We start from the raw sequence: 15,219 nt of genomic DNA, 5'->3' as shown, positions 1-15,219 counted from the left end.
TTCAAATGTCATTCACGCGCCGCCCCCTAAACGGCGCTTAATCAAGGGGCGCCTTTTCCCCCAAGGCGCACAGAGGAGAAGATGATCATGCGTTTTGTACCCCCCGTGGCGCTCGCGCTGGCCCTGGCGCTGACCGGAGGCGCCATTTCCGCGCCCGCGATGGCGGCCAAGAAAGAAGGCAAGAAGGGCGGAGCGCCCAAGCTCAATGTCTCTCCCGACGTGATCAAGGCGCTACAAACGGCGCAGGCGGCGGCGGCGAAGAATGATTTTGCCGCAGCCAAGGCGGCGCTGGCCGATGCGGACAGCAAGGCCAAGTCGAACGACGACAAATATCAAATCGGCGCGATCAAGCTGAACACGTCCATCGCCGCCAAGGACAGCGCGATGCAGAGCGAGGCGCTTACGCAGATGCTGGACAGCGGCCTCACCCCGGCGGACCAGGTCGGGCAATTCAATGCTGTTGCCGCCGATCAGGCGATGCAGGCGAAGAATTATGATCTGGCGATCCAGCGCGCGCAGGCGGCAGCTCAGGCGGGCTACAAGCCTGAAGCGGTCAACGCCACACTTGCGCAAGCCTATTTCGGGAAGGCAGGCACAGCCAATCCTTCCGCTGAACCTGCTCGCGGTTTCAATCAGAAGGGCCTTGCTGCCCTGAAGGCCGCAGCCGACGCCACCAAGGCGGCGGGCGGTCAGGTGCCAGCCCAATGGTATCAGATCGGCGTGAGCCGGGCGGCGGCTGCGCGCCTGCCCGAAGTGACCGAATGGGCAACACTGGCCTATCAGGCGGCCCCCAATGGCGAAAATCTTCGCACGCTCATCCGCCTGTTCCAGCAATCCAATCCAAACATCACGACGCGTGAGAATCTGGACGTTCTCCGCTTGATGGCGGCATCGGGCGGCCTGGTCGTCGCAGGCGACTTCCTTGAATATGGCGAAATGGCGTCGAAGACCGGCATTTATGGCGAGGTAAAGTCGGCGATCGATCAGGGCCGGGCGAAGGGCGTGCTGAAGGGCACCGCCGGTGCGGACCTGTACCAGACCGCAACGCCGAAAATTGCGGGCGACAAGGCATCGCTGGGTTCTGCGGAGGCCGATGCCCGGAAGGCTGCCACTGGCAAGATCGCGGCGGCCACGGCGGACGCCTACCTCGGCTATGGCGATTATGCCAAGGCGGCTGCGATGTTCGACCTGGCCAAGCAGAAGGGCGGCGTCGATGCGGACGAAGTGAATACGCGCATGGGCATCGCCAAGGCACTTGGCGGCGATGTCGCTTCGGCCAAGGCGGCGTTCCAGTCGGTTCAGGCCGGGACGCGCAAGAAGATCGCCGATCTCTGGCTGGCCTATCTCGCCACCAAGGCCTGATTTGAAACAGGGTGCGCCGATCGGGTGATGGGCGCACCTTTTTTCCTATCATCGACATAACAGGGACCTGCGCCCAATGGCGCATGACATAAAGGGGACGGCCGACATGATCGCGCTGCGACAATCCATGCTGAAATCAGGGCTTCTTGCGATCACCGCCGTCGCGGCTTTTGCAATGCCGGCGGCGGCGAAAAAGGCTTCGGCCAGCGGGACGACCATCGTCATGAGCGAAGGGTTTCGTGCAGCCGCTCAAGCAGCCGACAGCGCGATCAAGGCAGGCGACGTCAATGCGGCGCAGGCGCAGATCAGCGGCCTGACGCCCACGAGCGATTATGAGGCCTATGCAGCGGCAGGGCTGCGGTTCGAGCTGGCCGTGCTCAGGCAGAATTTCCAGGCGCAGCGGGTCGCGTTGACGGACATGTTCAAGACCAGTTCCGTGCCCAAGAAGGATGCGCCGCGATTGCGCTACGTCGCGGGCTATCTGTCCTATGTGGTTGGCAATTATGACGATGCGTTCGCGCAACTCGATTATGCCAAGACGCTGGGCTATGACGGGATCGACGCGACGATGCTGCGCGCCGATATCTACCTCCGCAAGAACAAGGCCAAGGAAGCGCGCCCCTTCGTGCGGGATGCGCTGGCCCGGCAGCGAGCGTCAGGGCAAGCTGTTCCGGCAGCCTGGTATGACCGGGCGATTTCGCTTGCCTATGCAGCCGGGGATTGGGCGGAGGTTGGTTCGCTCTATCGCGAGCGACTGACGCATTATGGTTCGGCGCCGGAATGGCGATCGGCGCTTGCCAACTATCTGACCGCGCCCGGCACAGACGCGCAGCCGCAGTTGGATCTGTATCGCTTGCAGGCGGCGAACGGCGCGATGGCGAGTGAACGGGATTATCAGGCCTATGCGCAGCTTGCCGAAAAGGCGGGCAATTATGCTGAGGCAAAGGCGATCATCGAAGCGGGGCGTTCGGCGGGCAAGCTGACGCAAACACAGGCCGTGACCGCCAGCCTGATGAAGAGCGTGACGCCAAAGGCCGCCAAGGAAATTGCGGCGCTGCCCGCTGCGGCGAAGAAGGCCGCAGGGGCGAAGGATGGGTCGGCGGCGTTGGCGGTGGCCGACAGCTATTTTTCACTCAGCCAGTTTCCGCAGGCGGTCGAGATGTATCGACTGGCCCTGTCGAAGGGTGGAGTGGATCAGGGGAAGGGCAATGCGCGGCTTGGCATAGCTCTCGCGCGTTCAGGCGATCTTGCGGGGGCCAAGTCGGCGCTTGCCCAGGTTACGGGCAATTGGGCCAACGTCGCTGGATTCTGGAGCGTTTGGGTCGATCAGCAGAGCCGTAAGACGGCGTTTCGGCCAGTGGCGGTTCCGCCAGCGAGCTAAGCGATTGATCCAGGGGCGAGCGCGCGACACGGAAGCGCTGCTGGCCTAGAGCGAGCTGCGTTTAATCGGACGCAGGTCGCGCGCTCTAGTTTTTTGTTATCGCATCGTGCGCAAAACCGGTTCCCACTTTTGCGCACGATGCTCTAAGGGCGGCGAGCGATCGCCGTCGTTTTGCTGGTCAAAGCGGCAGGGGGACGCCCGGCAGGTTCTTCGCCATGCGGATGGTGAGCGAGGTCTTGACGCTCACCACATTTGGCGCGGGCGTCAGTTTCGAGGTGAGAAACTGCTGAAAGCTTTGGAGGTCCTTGGCCACGACCTTCAGGATGAAGTCGATCTCACCATTGAGCATGTAGCATTCGCGCACCTCGGGGAGGGTCGCGACATGATCCTCAAAGGCTTTCAGGTCAGCTTCCGCCTGGCTCTTCAGGCTGACCATTGCGAAGACGGTGATGGTGTAGCCCAGCATGGCCGGGTTGACGACGGCGTGGTAGGAATTGATCGCGCCGCTTTCCTCAAGCGCGCGGACGCGGCGCAGGCAGGGCGGGGCGGTCAATCCGACCTTTCGAGCCAGTTCCACATTAGTCATCCGGCCGTCCTGTTGCAGCTCGCCCAGGATGTGCAGATCGATGTCGTCGATGTTCGGGCCAGCCATTCGCCTGATTATTTCCTTTCTCATTTCGTGCCCAACACCATAATAATATTTCAGGGCAATGCAATTGTCCCACTATGCGACGATCCGAAATCGCCACGTCCGCCCCCTTTCCCTAACCGGCGGGAAGGCTTATTCCTGCGGCATGATTTCCTTCCACGATGAAGTTCTGCACATCGCTGGAAGTCCTCAAGGGGAATAGAGTGCGCTTCAACGATCTGATGCAGACGGTTCTGGCCGCAGAGAATAGAAGCGGCCTGGGCGCAGTGACGCTGTGGCGTCAGTGCGTCGACCTGCTCGCGCAGAATGACCGCGCGGATCGCGGCACCTTGCCGGATGAGGAACGTGCCGCGCTGCTTGATCGGCTTGCGGCGCTGCAATCCCAATTGTCGGAAACGCAGCGGATCGCGACAGTGGTCGAACTGGGCGGCCGCCTTCGTTCGCCCGCGCTGGTGGAATTTTTCGCTAATGATCGTCCGGCGATCGCGGCGGCGGCGATGTCGCGCGCGCGGCTGCCGGATGACGCGTGGATCGCCCTACTGCCTCGCCTTACCCCGACCGCGCGCGGTGTGCTGCGCGGACGACGCGATCTGGGAGCCGGGACGCAGCAGGCGCTGGAAGCGTTTGGCGCAGCCGACCTTGTATTGACGAGCGACTTGACGGTGGAGCCCGGCGAGCGGGCGGACGACATGCTGCTGACGCCCGCGATGATGGCGCCTGCCGAGCAGTTGCCTCCATCGGCGGACGTAGAGGAAGCAGCGGTCGAGGAGCCTGCCGATGAACCGGCGGATGACGTTGCGGTGGGCGATGATCAGATTCGCAACCTTGTGGACCGGATCGAACGCTTCACCAGTGCGCGGCGGGTGCCCGATGTGGTCGTTCCGCGGGCTGACACCGGGCAGGCGGAGGTCGTCAACGCCTTTGCGTTCGAGACTGACGCCACGGGCATGATCATCTGGGTCGATCAGGGGCCGCGCGCGGCGCTCGTGGGGCTATCGCTGGGTGAAGTGGCCGTTGCCGGAGCGAGCGGGCCGGACGGCAGCGTCGCGGGCGCGTTTATGCGGCGGAGCGGGTTTCAGAATGGACGCTATACTGTCGTCGGCGGCGCGATGGCCGGGGAATGGCGCCTCTCCGCAACGCCATTCTTTGATCCAAGATCAGGCCGTTTTCAGGGCTATCGCGGTCAGGCGCGCCGCCCCTATCTGCACGAAGTCGCCGCCCCGCCACAGGCCGAACCTGTGTCTGTCGCAGGGCTTTCGGCGGACTCGCTGCGTCAGTTGGTGCATGAGCTGCGTACGCCACTGAACGCTATCCTGGGCTTTGCGGACATTATCGAGCAGGAGCTGTTCGGGCCGAGTGGGCCTGAATATCGCGAGATGGCGGGAAAGATCGCGCTGGACGCCCGGCATTTGCTGGCGGCGTTCGATGACCTTGACCTGGCCGCCCGCGTATCGCGAGGTGAAGGGGCGGAGGCGCCGAGCGCCGTCGATCCGGCGCTGCTGATCGCGCAGGTTTCCGCCCGGTTCCGCGAACAGGGCGAAGGCAATGGCGTGCAGATCGACATCAATTTGGCGCGAGCGCTGCCGATGGTGCGGATCGACCCGGTGCAGGGTGAACGCATGGTGCAGCATCTGATGCGGACGGTCGTTTCCGTGGCAGCGCCCGGCGAAGCGCTGAGCGGGGCGTGCTGGTTCCAGCCGGATGGCGGGCATGGGTGCGTGATGCTGGCAGTCGACAGACCGGCAAGCCTTGACGGGATGGAGGATGAGCGCCTGCTTGATCCGGGCTATACCGCCGATGGCGACTGGGCCGACGGGCCGCTGCTGGGCCTTGGCTTTTCACTACGGCTGATCCGGAGCCTTGCGGCGGGATGCGGTGGCGCGTTGCAGATCGAAGCTGACCGATTCCTGCTTTCGATGCCCGCCATAACATCGGCAGAGGACGCAGCCGGGAGCCTCTGATCCCTGCGCGAAACCCTATCGCAACCATTGAGGGGCTAGGGAAATGGCATGAACGCTTCGCCCCATGACGGCAGTCTGCTGCGCGCTCCGATGCCGGACGACATGATCGCGCTATCCCCCGATTTCGGGACGCGGTTCATGCTGTTCGTGGATACCGAAGAGGAGTTTGACTGGAACGCACCATTCAGCCGTGATGGTCATGACGTGACCGCGCTGGCCGGGATGGCGCGCGGCCAAGCCTATTTTCAGGCGGCCGGAGTGAAGCCGATCTATGTCGCCGATTATCCGGTGATCGATAGCGATGCTGCTGCGGGCATGATAGCGCAATGGGTCGCGGACGGCGCGGCCGATGTGGGCGCGCATCTGCATCCCTGGGTCAACCCGCCGCATGCGGAGGATGTGACGGAGGCGAACAGCTATGCCGGCTTCCTTCCCGAAGCGCTGGAACGGGCCAAGCTGGAAACGCTGTGTCAGCGCATTGCCGAGCGTTTCGGGCAACGTCCTGCCGCCTATCGCGCGGGGCGTTATGGCGTGGGTCATAATAGCGCGCGTTTGTTGGAGCAGGCGGGATTTCGTCTGGATAGCTCCGTGCGAAGCCGGTTTGACTATAGCGGCCAGCATGGACCCGATTTTCGCGGCCTGCCGATCAATCCCTATTGGGCTGGGCCGGAACGATCGCTTGTGGAACTGCCGCTTTCGACCGCCTTCACCGGGCTGCTGCGGCGTGGGGGCGAGCGGCTTTATGAGAATATGCGCAATGTCAGCCCCCTGGCATCGGGATTGGCGAGATCAGGCATGTTCAGCCGCATTCCATTGACGCCGGAGGGCGTGCCGGTGCGTGACGCGACAAGGGCGATCGACGCCCTGATCGAAGAGGGCGCGGCAGTGCTAAACTTCAGTTTTCATTCGCCGACGCTGGAGCCGGGCCACACGCCCTATGTCCGTGATGCGGCAGATCAGGCTGCCTTTTACAGATGGTGGGACACGGTTCTGGATCACCTTGCACGGCGGAATGTCCGTGCCGCGTCGCTGGATCAATTATTGGCAGCGGTGCCGGTGCCGAGACAGGCTTGCCAAGCGGCGTGATGCTGCTTATCCGGTCGGGCAGGTGGGGCCTGTAGCTCAACGGTTAGAGCTGGCCGCTCATAACGGCTAGGTTGCGGGTTCGAGTCCTGCCGGGCCCACCACTATCTCCTATCCCTCTATGCAGATCCGAACGGGGCCGGAACATCGGCGCCCACTCATCCATTTCAGCCTTAGGGCAGATGGATGGAGGCGAATTATCATGGGCAAGGGTATATTGCTGTGGCTGATCGGCATTCCGATACCGGTAATCATCATATTGTGGCTGCTGTTCCGGTGATGGCCGATTGACGGGACGCGTTATTCGCCGCTAAGGCGCCTTACGTCGGGGAGTAGCGCAGCCTGGTAGCGCATCTGCTTTGGGAGCAGAGGGTCGCAGGTTCGAATCCTGTCTCCCCGACCATCATGAAAATCCATATAACAATAAATTATGCGAAATTTTGCTAACTGGTGGGCAGATTTGGAGGGGCTACGGGCCGAGGCGAAACAAAGGGACCCGGAACGTTAGCAAAAGGGCCACTTACCGCGCCATCCAATGCACCCGCCAAGGATGGGTCTCGCCCTCATAGTGCTGTGGAAACAGGTGGCTATGTTCCATTAGTACCTCCCAAACGTCGTCTTCGATGGCCATAGGCACGTGCTCTTGATCGAAAACTTGGCCCGGACGGGCTGCTCTAACAATGATCCCTCGCGCTATGAGCGTAGCTGCGTAGCCGCCGTCTAATGCACAATCGAAGCTCTTCTGGCTGTGCTCAAGTAGATAGCCGACGATGCGCCGCTCATCCTCATTCATAAAGGGAATGTAGGCAGCTACAGATTTTCTCCGCGCTCGGGCATGCTGCCAACGCCGCCAATAGGCAGATATATCGATCAACTTCCAAGTATCGCGTACTACGAAAGCGACCCAAAGGACGCCCGCAAATACGCCCACGAACGTCGTTAAAAGGATCATCCACGGTTCGAGCGGCGGGAGAAACCCGCTCCTCGCCAGATAGAGGAAGATGAAGCAGGCAACTGCTAGTGCGAAAGCCTGCGCTGCTGTCGCCTTCAGAATATCGGGAAGCTTAAGCGTTTCGAGCAGCGACATCGGCTATCCTTCGGGACTAACTCGTTTCAGGCGCGCAACATGGACATGGCTTCCCGTCCCGCCAAGCCTTAGGAAGAAAAAAGCAAGCGAGCGCCCGCGAACGCGAATGACCGAAGTTACCCAACGCTCCCGCAGTCCCCGTTTCCCAAGGTAAGCCTGACTCATTATTCGGCCTCAAGCGGTTTGCTTTAAGACCTTTGGACCGGGACCCATACGCCCCAACAGATCACGCCCATAGAAAAAGGGCGGACCGTTAGACGGCCCGCCCTCTTAAAAACCTTGCTGACGCGAAGATTATTCGGCGTTTGCAGCGTTCGAAGCAGCGTTCGCAGCGTTGTCAGCAGCGTTAGCGGCATTCGCAGCGTTGTCGGCTGCGTTAGCAGCGTTCTCAACAACGTTTTCGACGACAGCGTTCGAAGCGTTCGCGGTCTCGTTGGCCGGCTTCTCACCGCAAGCGGCGAGGGCCATCAGGCCGGCCGAAGCGAAAACAACAGCGATCTTCTTCATTGTGTACGGCTCCCATAGCATATTGCCGCGTCGGCATATTTTTAACACGCTCGACGCGAGCGACCCGCATTAACGTGTGCGCTGCACAAATCAATGCTTTTCTGCGTCGGTGAAGCGACGGAATCACGCGACGGAGTGTTGTCTACTACAGAAGTTCACTTAACCGCCAGTGATTCCGCCGCATCGGCGATTGCAAAAAGCGTAACCGCCCAGGCGCTGACATTTTGTTGCAGTTGAGCGCGATCGACCTTGTCTAACGTGTCGTCCGCGGTGTGGTGAATGTCAAAATAGCGGGTGCCGTCCTGCTGCAAATCAATGACGGGGACGCCCGCTTTGACGAGCGGTTCGATGTCCGATCCGCCGCCTGCCGCTAGACGACTGGGCGCGATCCCGAGCGGGGAGAGGGTGCTGGCAATTCGATCCGAAAGTGCCTCATGCCCTGCGGGTAGTTTGAAATCGACGCGCCAGACCCGGTCGGCGCCGAAGTCGGACTCCATGGCCATGGCATGCCGTTCGCCACCATGTGCCGTGAAATAAGCGCGGCCCCCGTCGCCGCCCACTTCCTCTGCCCCCGCCATCAATATGCGGATCGTTCGACGGAGCGGACCAGCCTTTGCGGCATGAAGCGCAGCGGCGGTGATGATCCCGCACCCAGAGGCGTCGTCTATCGCTCCGGTGCCCTGATCCCAGCTGTCGATATGACAGGCGGCAAGGACGATCCCGGCCGTCGGGTCCGTGCCCGGCAGTTCGGCAATGACATTGCCCGACGGCTGGTCCTTCAGCATTTTGGATGTGAGAGTTAGATGCAGGCGAACCGGCTGTCCTCTGGAGAGGGTGCGCGTCAGTTGGTCTGCGTCCACGGTGCTGAGCGCGGCTGCGGGGATCGGCTTTACGCCATCGGCCCACATCTGCACGCCGCTATGGGGGAGGCGGTGGTTGTCCGTGCCGATCGACCGTATCACGATGGCGGTCGCCCCCTTTTTCGATGCGATGCTTGGACCCTGACGGCGTGTAGCGCCGAAATGGCTATAGGAACTGCCATCCTGCGTTGCCGCCATGGCGTGGCTGACGAAGGCGATCTTGCCTTTCAGACTGCCGTCGGGTGCTGCTTGCAGGTCTGAAAGGGTGGGGAAATATATGACTTCGCCTTCGATGCCATTGGCAGACGTGGACGCGCTATTTCCCAGCGCCGCCGCCGTCAGATTTTGCGGGAAGGGGGAGAGGATGCGCGCCTCGTCATGGCCGCGGACCCAGACTGGCATTTTATAAGGTTCGGATCGCACATTGGAGAAGCCGAGCAACTTGAGCTTCGCCACGGCCCACTCGCGGGCGCGGGCTTCCTGAGGCGTTCCGGCTGGGCGGGGGCCGACTTCCGTCGTCAGCCCTTCGATGAAGTCCCAAGCTATGTTGTCCTGCAACGCGGCCTCTCGAATCGCCGTCGTATCCGCAGGCGCCGCGGCGAGGGGAAGGGGGGATGCGATGCTGCCGAGAAGGAGCGCGGCGAAGGTGCCCGATCGGATTTTCTGCATGGGTGAAGGCTTAGCCAGCCATCCCGCATTTGCCAATGGCGCCGGGCTTCGCTAACTCCGGCGCGATTTTACCTCATTCGTCCTTCGGAGCGTCTTCAAGCCATGTCCGCCTCCTCGCAATACGCCTTCGTCATGAAGAACATGACCAAGACCTTCCCCGGCGCGCCAAAGCCGGTGCTGAATGGTATCAACCTGCAATTTTATCGCGGTGCCAAGATCGGCATCGTCGGTCCCAACGGCGTCGGTAAATCGACGCTGATCAAGATCATGGCGGGCATCGACACCGATTACAGCGGTGAGGCATGGCCCGGCGAGAACATCACCGTGGGGTATCTGGCGCAGGAGCCGCAGCTCGATCCTGCCAAGAATGTGCTTGAGAATGTGAAGGACGGCGCGCGGGAAGTCGCGGACAAGCTCGACCGGTTCAACGAGATCAGCATGATCATGGCCGATCCGCCGGAAGACGCTGATTTCGACGCTCTGATGGCCGAGATGGGCGAGTTGCAGGAGCAGATCGACGCTGTCGATGGCTGGACGCTCGACAATCAGCTTGAGATCGCGATGGAGGCCCTGCGCTGCCCGCCGTCCGACTGGTCGGTTGAAAGCCTTTCCGGCGGTGAAAAGCGCCGTATCGCGTTGACTCGCCTGCTGATCCAGAAGCCGGACATCCTGCTGCTCGACGAACCGACCAACCATCTGGACGCGGAGAGCGTGGAGTGGCTGGAAAATCACCTGAAGGAATATGCGGGTGCGGTGCTGATGATCACCCACGATCGCTACTTCCTGGACAATGTCGTGGGTTGGATCCTGGAACTCGATCGCGGAAAATATTTCCCATACGAGGGCAATTATTCGACCTACCTCGAAAAGAAGTCGAAGCGTCTGGAACAGGAATCCCGCGAGGAATCGGGTCGGCAGAAGGCGATCAAGGACGAGTTGGAGTGGATTCGGCAGGGACCGAAGGGACGCCAGACCAAGTCGAAAGCGCGTATCGCCAAGTTCGAACAGCTGGTCGCAAGCCAGGAAAGCCGCACCCCCGGCAAGGCGCAGATCGTTATCCAGGTGCCCGAACGGCTGGGTGGCAAGGTCATCGAGGCGAAGAACATCTCGAAAGCCTATGGCGACAAGCTGCTGTTCGAGGACCTGTCCTTCACTCTGCCGCCCGGCGGGATTGTCGGCGTGATCGGGCCGAACGGCGCGGGTAAGTCCACGCTGTTCCGCATCCTCACTGGTCAGGAGACGCCGGATTCGGGTGAGGTCGACATCGGTTCGACCGTGCGCCTGGGCTATGTCGACCAAAGCCGTGATCATCTGGACCCATCCAAGAATGTCTGGGAAGAGGTGTCGGACGGCCTCGATTATGTGAAGGTCAACGGTCACGACATGTCGACGCGGGCCTATGTCGGCGCCTTCAACTTCAAGGGGCAGGACCAGCAGAAGAATGTCGGCAAGCTGTCTGGCGGTGAGCGCAACCGCGTGCACATGGCCAAGATGCTGAAGAAGGGCGGCAACGTGCTGCTGCTCGACGAACCGACTAACGACCTTGACGTCGAAACGCTGGCCGCGCTGGAAGAAGCGATCGAAAACTTCGCGGGTTGCGCCGTGGTGATCAGCCACGATCGCTTCTTCCTCGATCGTCTTGCCACCCACATTCTTGCGTTCGAAGGCAACAGCCATGTCGAGTGGTTTGAGGGCAACTTTGAAATGTATGAAGAGGATAAGCGGCGGAGGCTGGGCGATGCCGCCGATCGGCCGACGAGCCTGGCTTACAAGAAACTCACGCGCTGATGGAAGTTGTGCGGCGCGTGCGGTGAGGGATGATTGCAATTAGCGCAACGACATCCTCGCCCTTCGCACTTGCACAATGACGGTGCGAACCACATATCGGAGAGGCCTTTCAGGCATCCTCTCCTAAAACTTTCAGGCCGGCCCGATTGGGTCGGCCATTTTTTTGTGCTGCTGATCAGAAGCGGTTCGCCGGTGAGATGTCACGCTGGGGCGGGAAGGGGCGGCCCTAGCAGGTCGGCTTCTTCTCGAAAGACCTCAAGCCTTCGACAGGCATGTCAGCCTTATCGACGCGCGCCACCTGAGCTGCTGGAGGACCTTCAGCGGCCAGAGCCGTGAAGCGTTCCACGGCCTCATTGGCGCCCTCGATCACCGCTTCGACGCTGCCGTCCAGACGATTGCGGACCCATCCGGTCAAGCCCAACTCGGTAGCCGTCTGTTTTGCCCAATTGCGATAGAATACGCCCTGCACGCGGCCCAGTATCATGAGGTGCCGAGCGACGATCATCGTCAGTGCACCCGTTTGATCCAGGTCTGGCCGTTTTCCCGCGTCTCGGTGATGAAATTGGGGATGGCCTGCACCAGGTCTGACAGGCGCTTGAAACCGTAATTGCGCACATCGAAGCTGGAGCGATTGCCAACGCGTTGGCCCACTGGCCCTAGCGCGGCGAAGCCTTTCTCATCGCGCTTGGCCGCATCATAGGCTTCTATCAGGAGGCGGATGACTTCATCATCCACCTTCTTATATTCATTCCTGGCTGGCGCGGCGGCTTTGGTCGAGACGTCGAGCGGCATCGGCTCTGGCATCGCTTCGGAGGCCGGTTCCGCCAGCGAGCGGGCGAGCGCGGCTACGTCAATGAAGCGGGTACAGGCCCGGCGGAAGCCTTCGGGTGTCTTGTCCGAACCGAAGCCATAGACGTCGATCCCTTCCTGACGGATACGCGTCACCAACGGCGTGAAATCGCTGTCGCTCGACATGAGGCCGAAGCCTGTGACCCGGCCGCCCGCCATCAGGTCCATGGCGTCGATCGTCATCTTCATGTCGGTGGCATTCTTCCCCTTGGTGAGGTCGAATTGCTGCTGCGTTTCGATGGCCTGGGTCACGGCCTGCCGCGCCCAGCCCTTGAGCGAGGGCTTGCTCCAATTGCCATAGGCGCGGCGGATATTGACTGTTCCCAGCTCTGCGAGAACGGTCAGCACCGGATCGAAATGGTCGGCGGAGGCATTGTCTGCGTCGATCAACAGGGCGACATTGCCGCTGGGGATCGCCGAGGGCATCAGGCCGATTCCAGCGCCGCCGGATGGAATTCTCCAGTCGCTTCATCCAGCAGATGCAGTTGCCCGTCTGCAATCGCGAAGAATGCGCCGACCAACTTCAATTCTCCATTACGTTCCTTGGTGCGGACGCACGGGAAGGTGCGCAAGTTGGCAAGGCTGACCTTGACCCCTTCCTGCTCCATGGCACGGTGCGCGTCGCGGCCGTGATCATCGCCGAAGCGTTCGACGACCTTTTCCCGTGCGCCATCAAGCATGTCTATCCAGTTATGGATAAAGCCGCCTTCTCCGGGAGGGGCATCCTTCAGTTCCTGGCTGAGGGCCGCCTTGCAGCCGCCGCATTTGCCATGGCCCATGACGACGATCTCGCCGACCTTGAGCACCTGAACGGCAAACTCCAGCGCGGCCGAAACGCCATGATGGCCCGGATTAGTTTCAAATGGGGGCACAAGCGCGGCCACATTGCGGACTACGAAGATCTCGCCGGGGCTGGTGTCGAAGATCTGCGCGGGATCGACTCGGCTGTCGGAGCAGGCGATGACCATGACGCGCGGGCTTTGCCCTTCGCTCAATTCATCCCATCGGCCACGTTGTTGAGTCCAGCCGGTGTTGCGGAAGCGGCGATAGCCTTCGAGCATGTCGGAAAAGTCGGTCATGCCCAAGTCTCTGCCCAACAATCTGGGGGCTGGCAAGAGTGGGCATGCATCGCTATTTGATGGCGCATGACAGACACCGCTCCGCTACCTGTGCAAGCCACTCCGCAACGTGCGCGCAAGCCCGATTGGATCAGGGTGAAGGCGCCGACGAGTCCGGGCTATAATGAAACCCGGAAGCTGATGCGGGAAAAGGGGCTGGCCACGGTTTGCGAAGAGGCGGCTTGCCCGAACATCGGGGAATGCTGGACCAAGAAGCATGCGACGGTGATGATCCTGGGTGACGTGTGCACGCGGGCCTGCGCCTTCTGCAACGTCAAAACCGGCATGCCGCGCAAGGTCGATCCGAACGAGCCGCAGAATCTGGCCGACGCTTGCGCGGAAATGGGGCTGGAGCATATCGTCATCACCTCCGTCGATCGCGACGATCTGCCCGATGGCGGCGCGTCGCAGTTCGTGAAGGTGATCGAAGCGTTGCGGCGGACGACTCCGGACACGACGATCGAGATTTTGACCCCGGACTTCCGGAACAAGCATGAACGCGCAGTCGAGATGATCGTGGCTGCGCGACCGGACGTCTATAATCATAACCTTGAGACGGTGCCCCGCCTGTATCCGACGATTCGCCCCGGTGCGCGTTATTATGCGTCGCTGCGGTTGCTGGAGTCGGTGAAGAAGCTGGACCCGTCGATCTTCACCAAGTCGGGGATCATGCTCGGCCTGGGTGAAGAGCGCCTGGAGGTCCATCAGGTGATGGACGACATGCGTTCGGCCGACATCGATTTCCTGACCATGGGGCAATATCTGCAGCCTACGCCGAAGCATGCCAAGGTGATGGAGTTCGTGACCCCTGCGGCGTTCAATGCCTATGCTGGGATCGCGCGTGCCAAGGGATTTTTGCAAGTGGCATCGAGCCCGTTGACCCGTTCCAGCTATCATGCGGGCAAGGATTTCGCCGAGATGCGGGCGGCGCGTGAGGCTCAGCTGGCACGGGCAGCGCGCTGAAAACATGCCGAAACATCACGAAACAAGGCCGCTTCCCTACACGCCTGACCAGATGTTCGACCTTGTTTCGAATGTGGCGTCCTATCCTGAATTCCTGCCATGGATCAGCGCGATCCGCGTTCGCCAGGACAGTGATTCGGAGATGGTTGCCGACATGATCGTCGGCTTTAAAGGTATCAAGGAAAGCTTCACGTCGCGCGTGCACAAGCATCGGCCTGACTTCGTGCGCGTCGACTATCTGGAAGGCCCGCTCAAGCATCTGCACAACCAGTGGCGGTTCCGCGATGACGGGAAGGGTGGCGTGCTTGTCGATTTCGAGGTCGAATTCGAGTTCAAGAATCGTCTGTTCGAGATGATCGCCGGGCAGATGTTCGACAAGGCGCTGCGCAAGATGATCGGCGCGTTCGAAACCCGCGCGGCCGAACTTTACGGCGATTCGGGCAGCAGAAGCTCCAGCGCGCAAAGCGCCGCCTGAAGGCGCACGCCGCCCCGGCCGCTATCCTCAAAATGGCGCATGTCAGCGACGACCTTGTCCGGGTTGCCGCCGCGTTCGGCGCGGGCAAAAACGACGGTGCCCACCGGCTTTTGCTCTGATCCGCCGCCGGGGCCAGCGATGCCCGTAATGGCAACGGCTACATTGGCGTGGCTTTTGGTGAGAGCGCCCTGCGCCATTGCCCACGCGGTGGCGATGGAAACGGCTCCGAAGGTTTCCAGAACGTCCTGAGAGACCTTCAGCAGCTCATTCTTCATGTCATTCGAATAAGTGATGAATCCTGCTTCAAAAACCTCCGAAGACCCGGCGATTTCGGTGAGGGCAGCGGACACAAGACCGCCAGTACAGCTTTCCGCAACAGCGATGGTGCGGCCAGCGCGACGATTGGCGATGATGACGCGCTCGGCGAGGTCCACCAGCGAGGTGGGGAGGATGCGATCTGGCATGGG

Annotated in this window: 14 protein-coding genes, 2 tRNA genes and 1 pseudogene; 9 read left to right on the top strand and 8 right to left on the bottom strand. The window is 61.3% G+C overall.

Going from position 1 to position 15,219, the window contains the following annotated elements:
• Positions 1-81 precede the first annotated feature (81 nt).
• A complete protein-coding gene (locus AC6JBC_RS07740) occupies positions 82-1,362 on the top strand; it encodes a hypothetical protein (RefSeq protein WP_498023710.1) in 1,281 nt (426 codons plus the stop codon).
• A gap of 127 nt (positions 1,363-1,489) precedes the next feature.
• Positions 1,490-2,743: a tetratricopeptide repeat protein gene (locus tag AC6JBC_RS07735; RefSeq protein WP_498026027.1), complete on the top strand. Its 1,254-nt coding sequence runs from the start codon at positions 1,490-1,492 to the stop codon at positions 2,741-2,743.
• 178 nt (positions 2,744-2,921) lie between these two features.
• Here the strand turns inward: AC6JBC_RS07735 and AC6JBC_RS07730 are convergent, their stop codons facing one another.
• Positions 2,922-3,395: an Lrp/AsnC family transcriptional regulator gene (locus AC6JBC_RS07730; RefSeq protein ID WP_449472300.1), complete on the bottom strand. Its 474-nt coding sequence runs from the start codon at positions 3,393-3,395 to the stop codon at positions 2,922-2,924.
• A 200-nt stretch (positions 3,396-3,595) separates the two neighbouring features.
• Here AC6JBC_RS07730 and AC6JBC_RS07725 point away from each other — a divergent pair, with 200 nt between their 5' ends.
• The 4 genes from AC6JBC_RS07725 to AC6JBC_RS07710 all read left to right on the top strand — a co-directional run bounded on the left by AC6JBC_RS07725 (position 3,596) and on the right by AC6JBC_RS07710 (position 6,839).
• Positions 3,596-5,353: a sensor histidine kinase gene (locus AC6JBC_RS07725; RefSeq protein ID WP_498023709.1), complete on the top strand. Its 1,758-nt coding sequence runs from the start codon at positions 3,596-3,598 to the stop codon at positions 5,351-5,353.
• A gap of 48 nt (positions 5,354-5,401) precedes the next feature.
• A complete protein-coding gene (locus tag AC6JBC_RS07720; protein WP_498023708.1) occupies positions 5,402-6,439 on the top strand; it encodes a polysaccharide deacetylase family protein in 1,038 nt (345 codons plus the stop codon).
• Positions 6,440-6,464: 25 nt separating this feature from the next.
• A tRNA-Ile gene (locus AC6JBC_RS07715) sits at positions 6,465-6,540 on the top strand.
• A gap of 222 nt (positions 6,541-6,762) precedes the next feature.
• Positions 6,763-6,839, top strand: a tRNA-Pro gene (locus tag AC6JBC_RS07710).
• Between the two features lie 117 nt (positions 6,840-6,956).
• On the opposite strand, the gene AC6JBC_RS07705 is transcribed toward AC6JBC_RS07710, so the two are convergent.
• The 3 genes from AC6JBC_RS07705 to AC6JBC_RS07695 all read right to left on the bottom strand — a co-directional run bounded on the left by AC6JBC_RS07705 (position 6,957) and on the right by AC6JBC_RS07695 (position 9,559).
• Positions 6,957-7,523 carry a hypothetical protein gene (locus AC6JBC_RS07705; protein ID WP_498023707.1) on the bottom strand — a complete coding sequence of 189 codons (567 nt, stop codon included), beginning with the start codon at positions 7,521-7,523 and terminating at the stop codon, positions 6,957-6,959.
• Positions 7,524-7,817: 294 nt separating this feature from the next.
• The gene (locus tag AC6JBC_RS07700; protein ID WP_066523849.1) at positions 7,818-8,030 is read right to left on the bottom strand and encodes a hypothetical protein; all 213 of its coding nucleotides are present in this window, start codon (positions 8,028-8,030) and stop codon (positions 7,818-7,820) included.
• Positions 8,031-8,185: 155 nt separating this feature from the next.
• Positions 8,186-9,559, bottom strand: coding sequence for a M28 family peptidase (locus AC6JBC_RS07695; protein ID WP_498023706.1), 1,374 nt, complete (start codon positions 9,557-9,559; stop codon positions 8,186-8,188).
• 102 nt (positions 9,560-9,661) lie between these two features.
• Here AC6JBC_RS07695 and ettA point away from each other — a divergent pair, with 102 nt between their 5' ends.
• Positions 9,662-11,347, top strand: a complete 1,686-nt coding sequence (ettA, locus tag AC6JBC_RS07690; protein ID WP_464788801.1) for an energy-dependent translational throttle protein EttA — start codon at positions 9,662-9,664, stop codon at positions 11,345-11,347.
• 226 nt (positions 11,348-11,573) lie between these two features.
• Here the strand turns inward: ettA and AC6JBC_RS07685 are convergent, their stop codons facing one another.
• The 3 genes from AC6JBC_RS07685 to AC6JBC_RS07675 are packed head-to-tail and all read right to left on the bottom strand — an operon-like array spanning position 11,574 to position 13,275.
• On the bottom strand, positions 11,574-11,852 hold the full coding sequence (locus AC6JBC_RS07685) for an acylphosphatase (RefSeq protein ID WP_498023705.1): 279 nt from the start codon (positions 11,850-11,852) through the stop codon (positions 11,574-11,576).
• Between the two features lie 2 nt (positions 11,853-11,854).
• Positions 11,855-12,622, bottom strand: a complete 768-nt coding sequence (locus AC6JBC_RS07680; protein WP_498023704.1) for an NYN domain-containing protein — start codon at positions 12,620-12,622, stop codon at positions 11,855-11,857.
• A complete protein-coding gene (locus AC6JBC_RS07675; protein WP_196226104.1) occupies positions 12,622-13,275 on the bottom strand; it encodes a carbonic anhydrase in 654 nt (217 codons plus the stop codon). Before AC6JBC_RS07675 ends, AC6JBC_RS07680 begins: the two co-directional genes overlap by 1 nt.
• Before the next feature lie 44 nt (positions 13,276-13,319).
• Here AC6JBC_RS07675 and lipA point away from each other — a divergent pair.
• Together lipA and AC6JBC_RS07665 are read left to right on the top strand one after the other, a co-directional pair.
• Positions 13,320-14,277: pseudogene (lipA, locus tag AC6JBC_RS07670) on the top strand (lipoyl synthase).
• Between the two features lie 4 nt (positions 14,278-14,281).
• The gene (locus tag AC6JBC_RS07665) at positions 14,282-14,752 is read left to right on the top strand and encodes a type II toxin-antitoxin system RatA family toxin (RefSeq protein WP_460988065.1); all 471 of its coding nucleotides are present in this window, start codon (positions 14,282-14,284) and stop codon (positions 14,750-14,752) included.
• Here AC6JBC_RS07665 and AC6JBC_RS07660 read toward each other — a convergent pair.
• A complete protein-coding gene (locus AC6JBC_RS07660; protein WP_464788797.1) occupies positions 14,704-15,216 on the bottom strand; it encodes a CinA family protein in 513 nt (170 codons plus the stop codon). The genes AC6JBC_RS07665 and AC6JBC_RS07660 overlap by 49 nt on opposite strands.
• Positions 15,217-15,219: the final 3 nt, after the last annotated feature.

This window comes from Sphingobium sp. RC1 (genome assembly GCF_059738765.1).
Note: the sequence above shows the minus strand (reverse complement) of the source record. Positions and strands in the feature narration are given on the sequence as shown.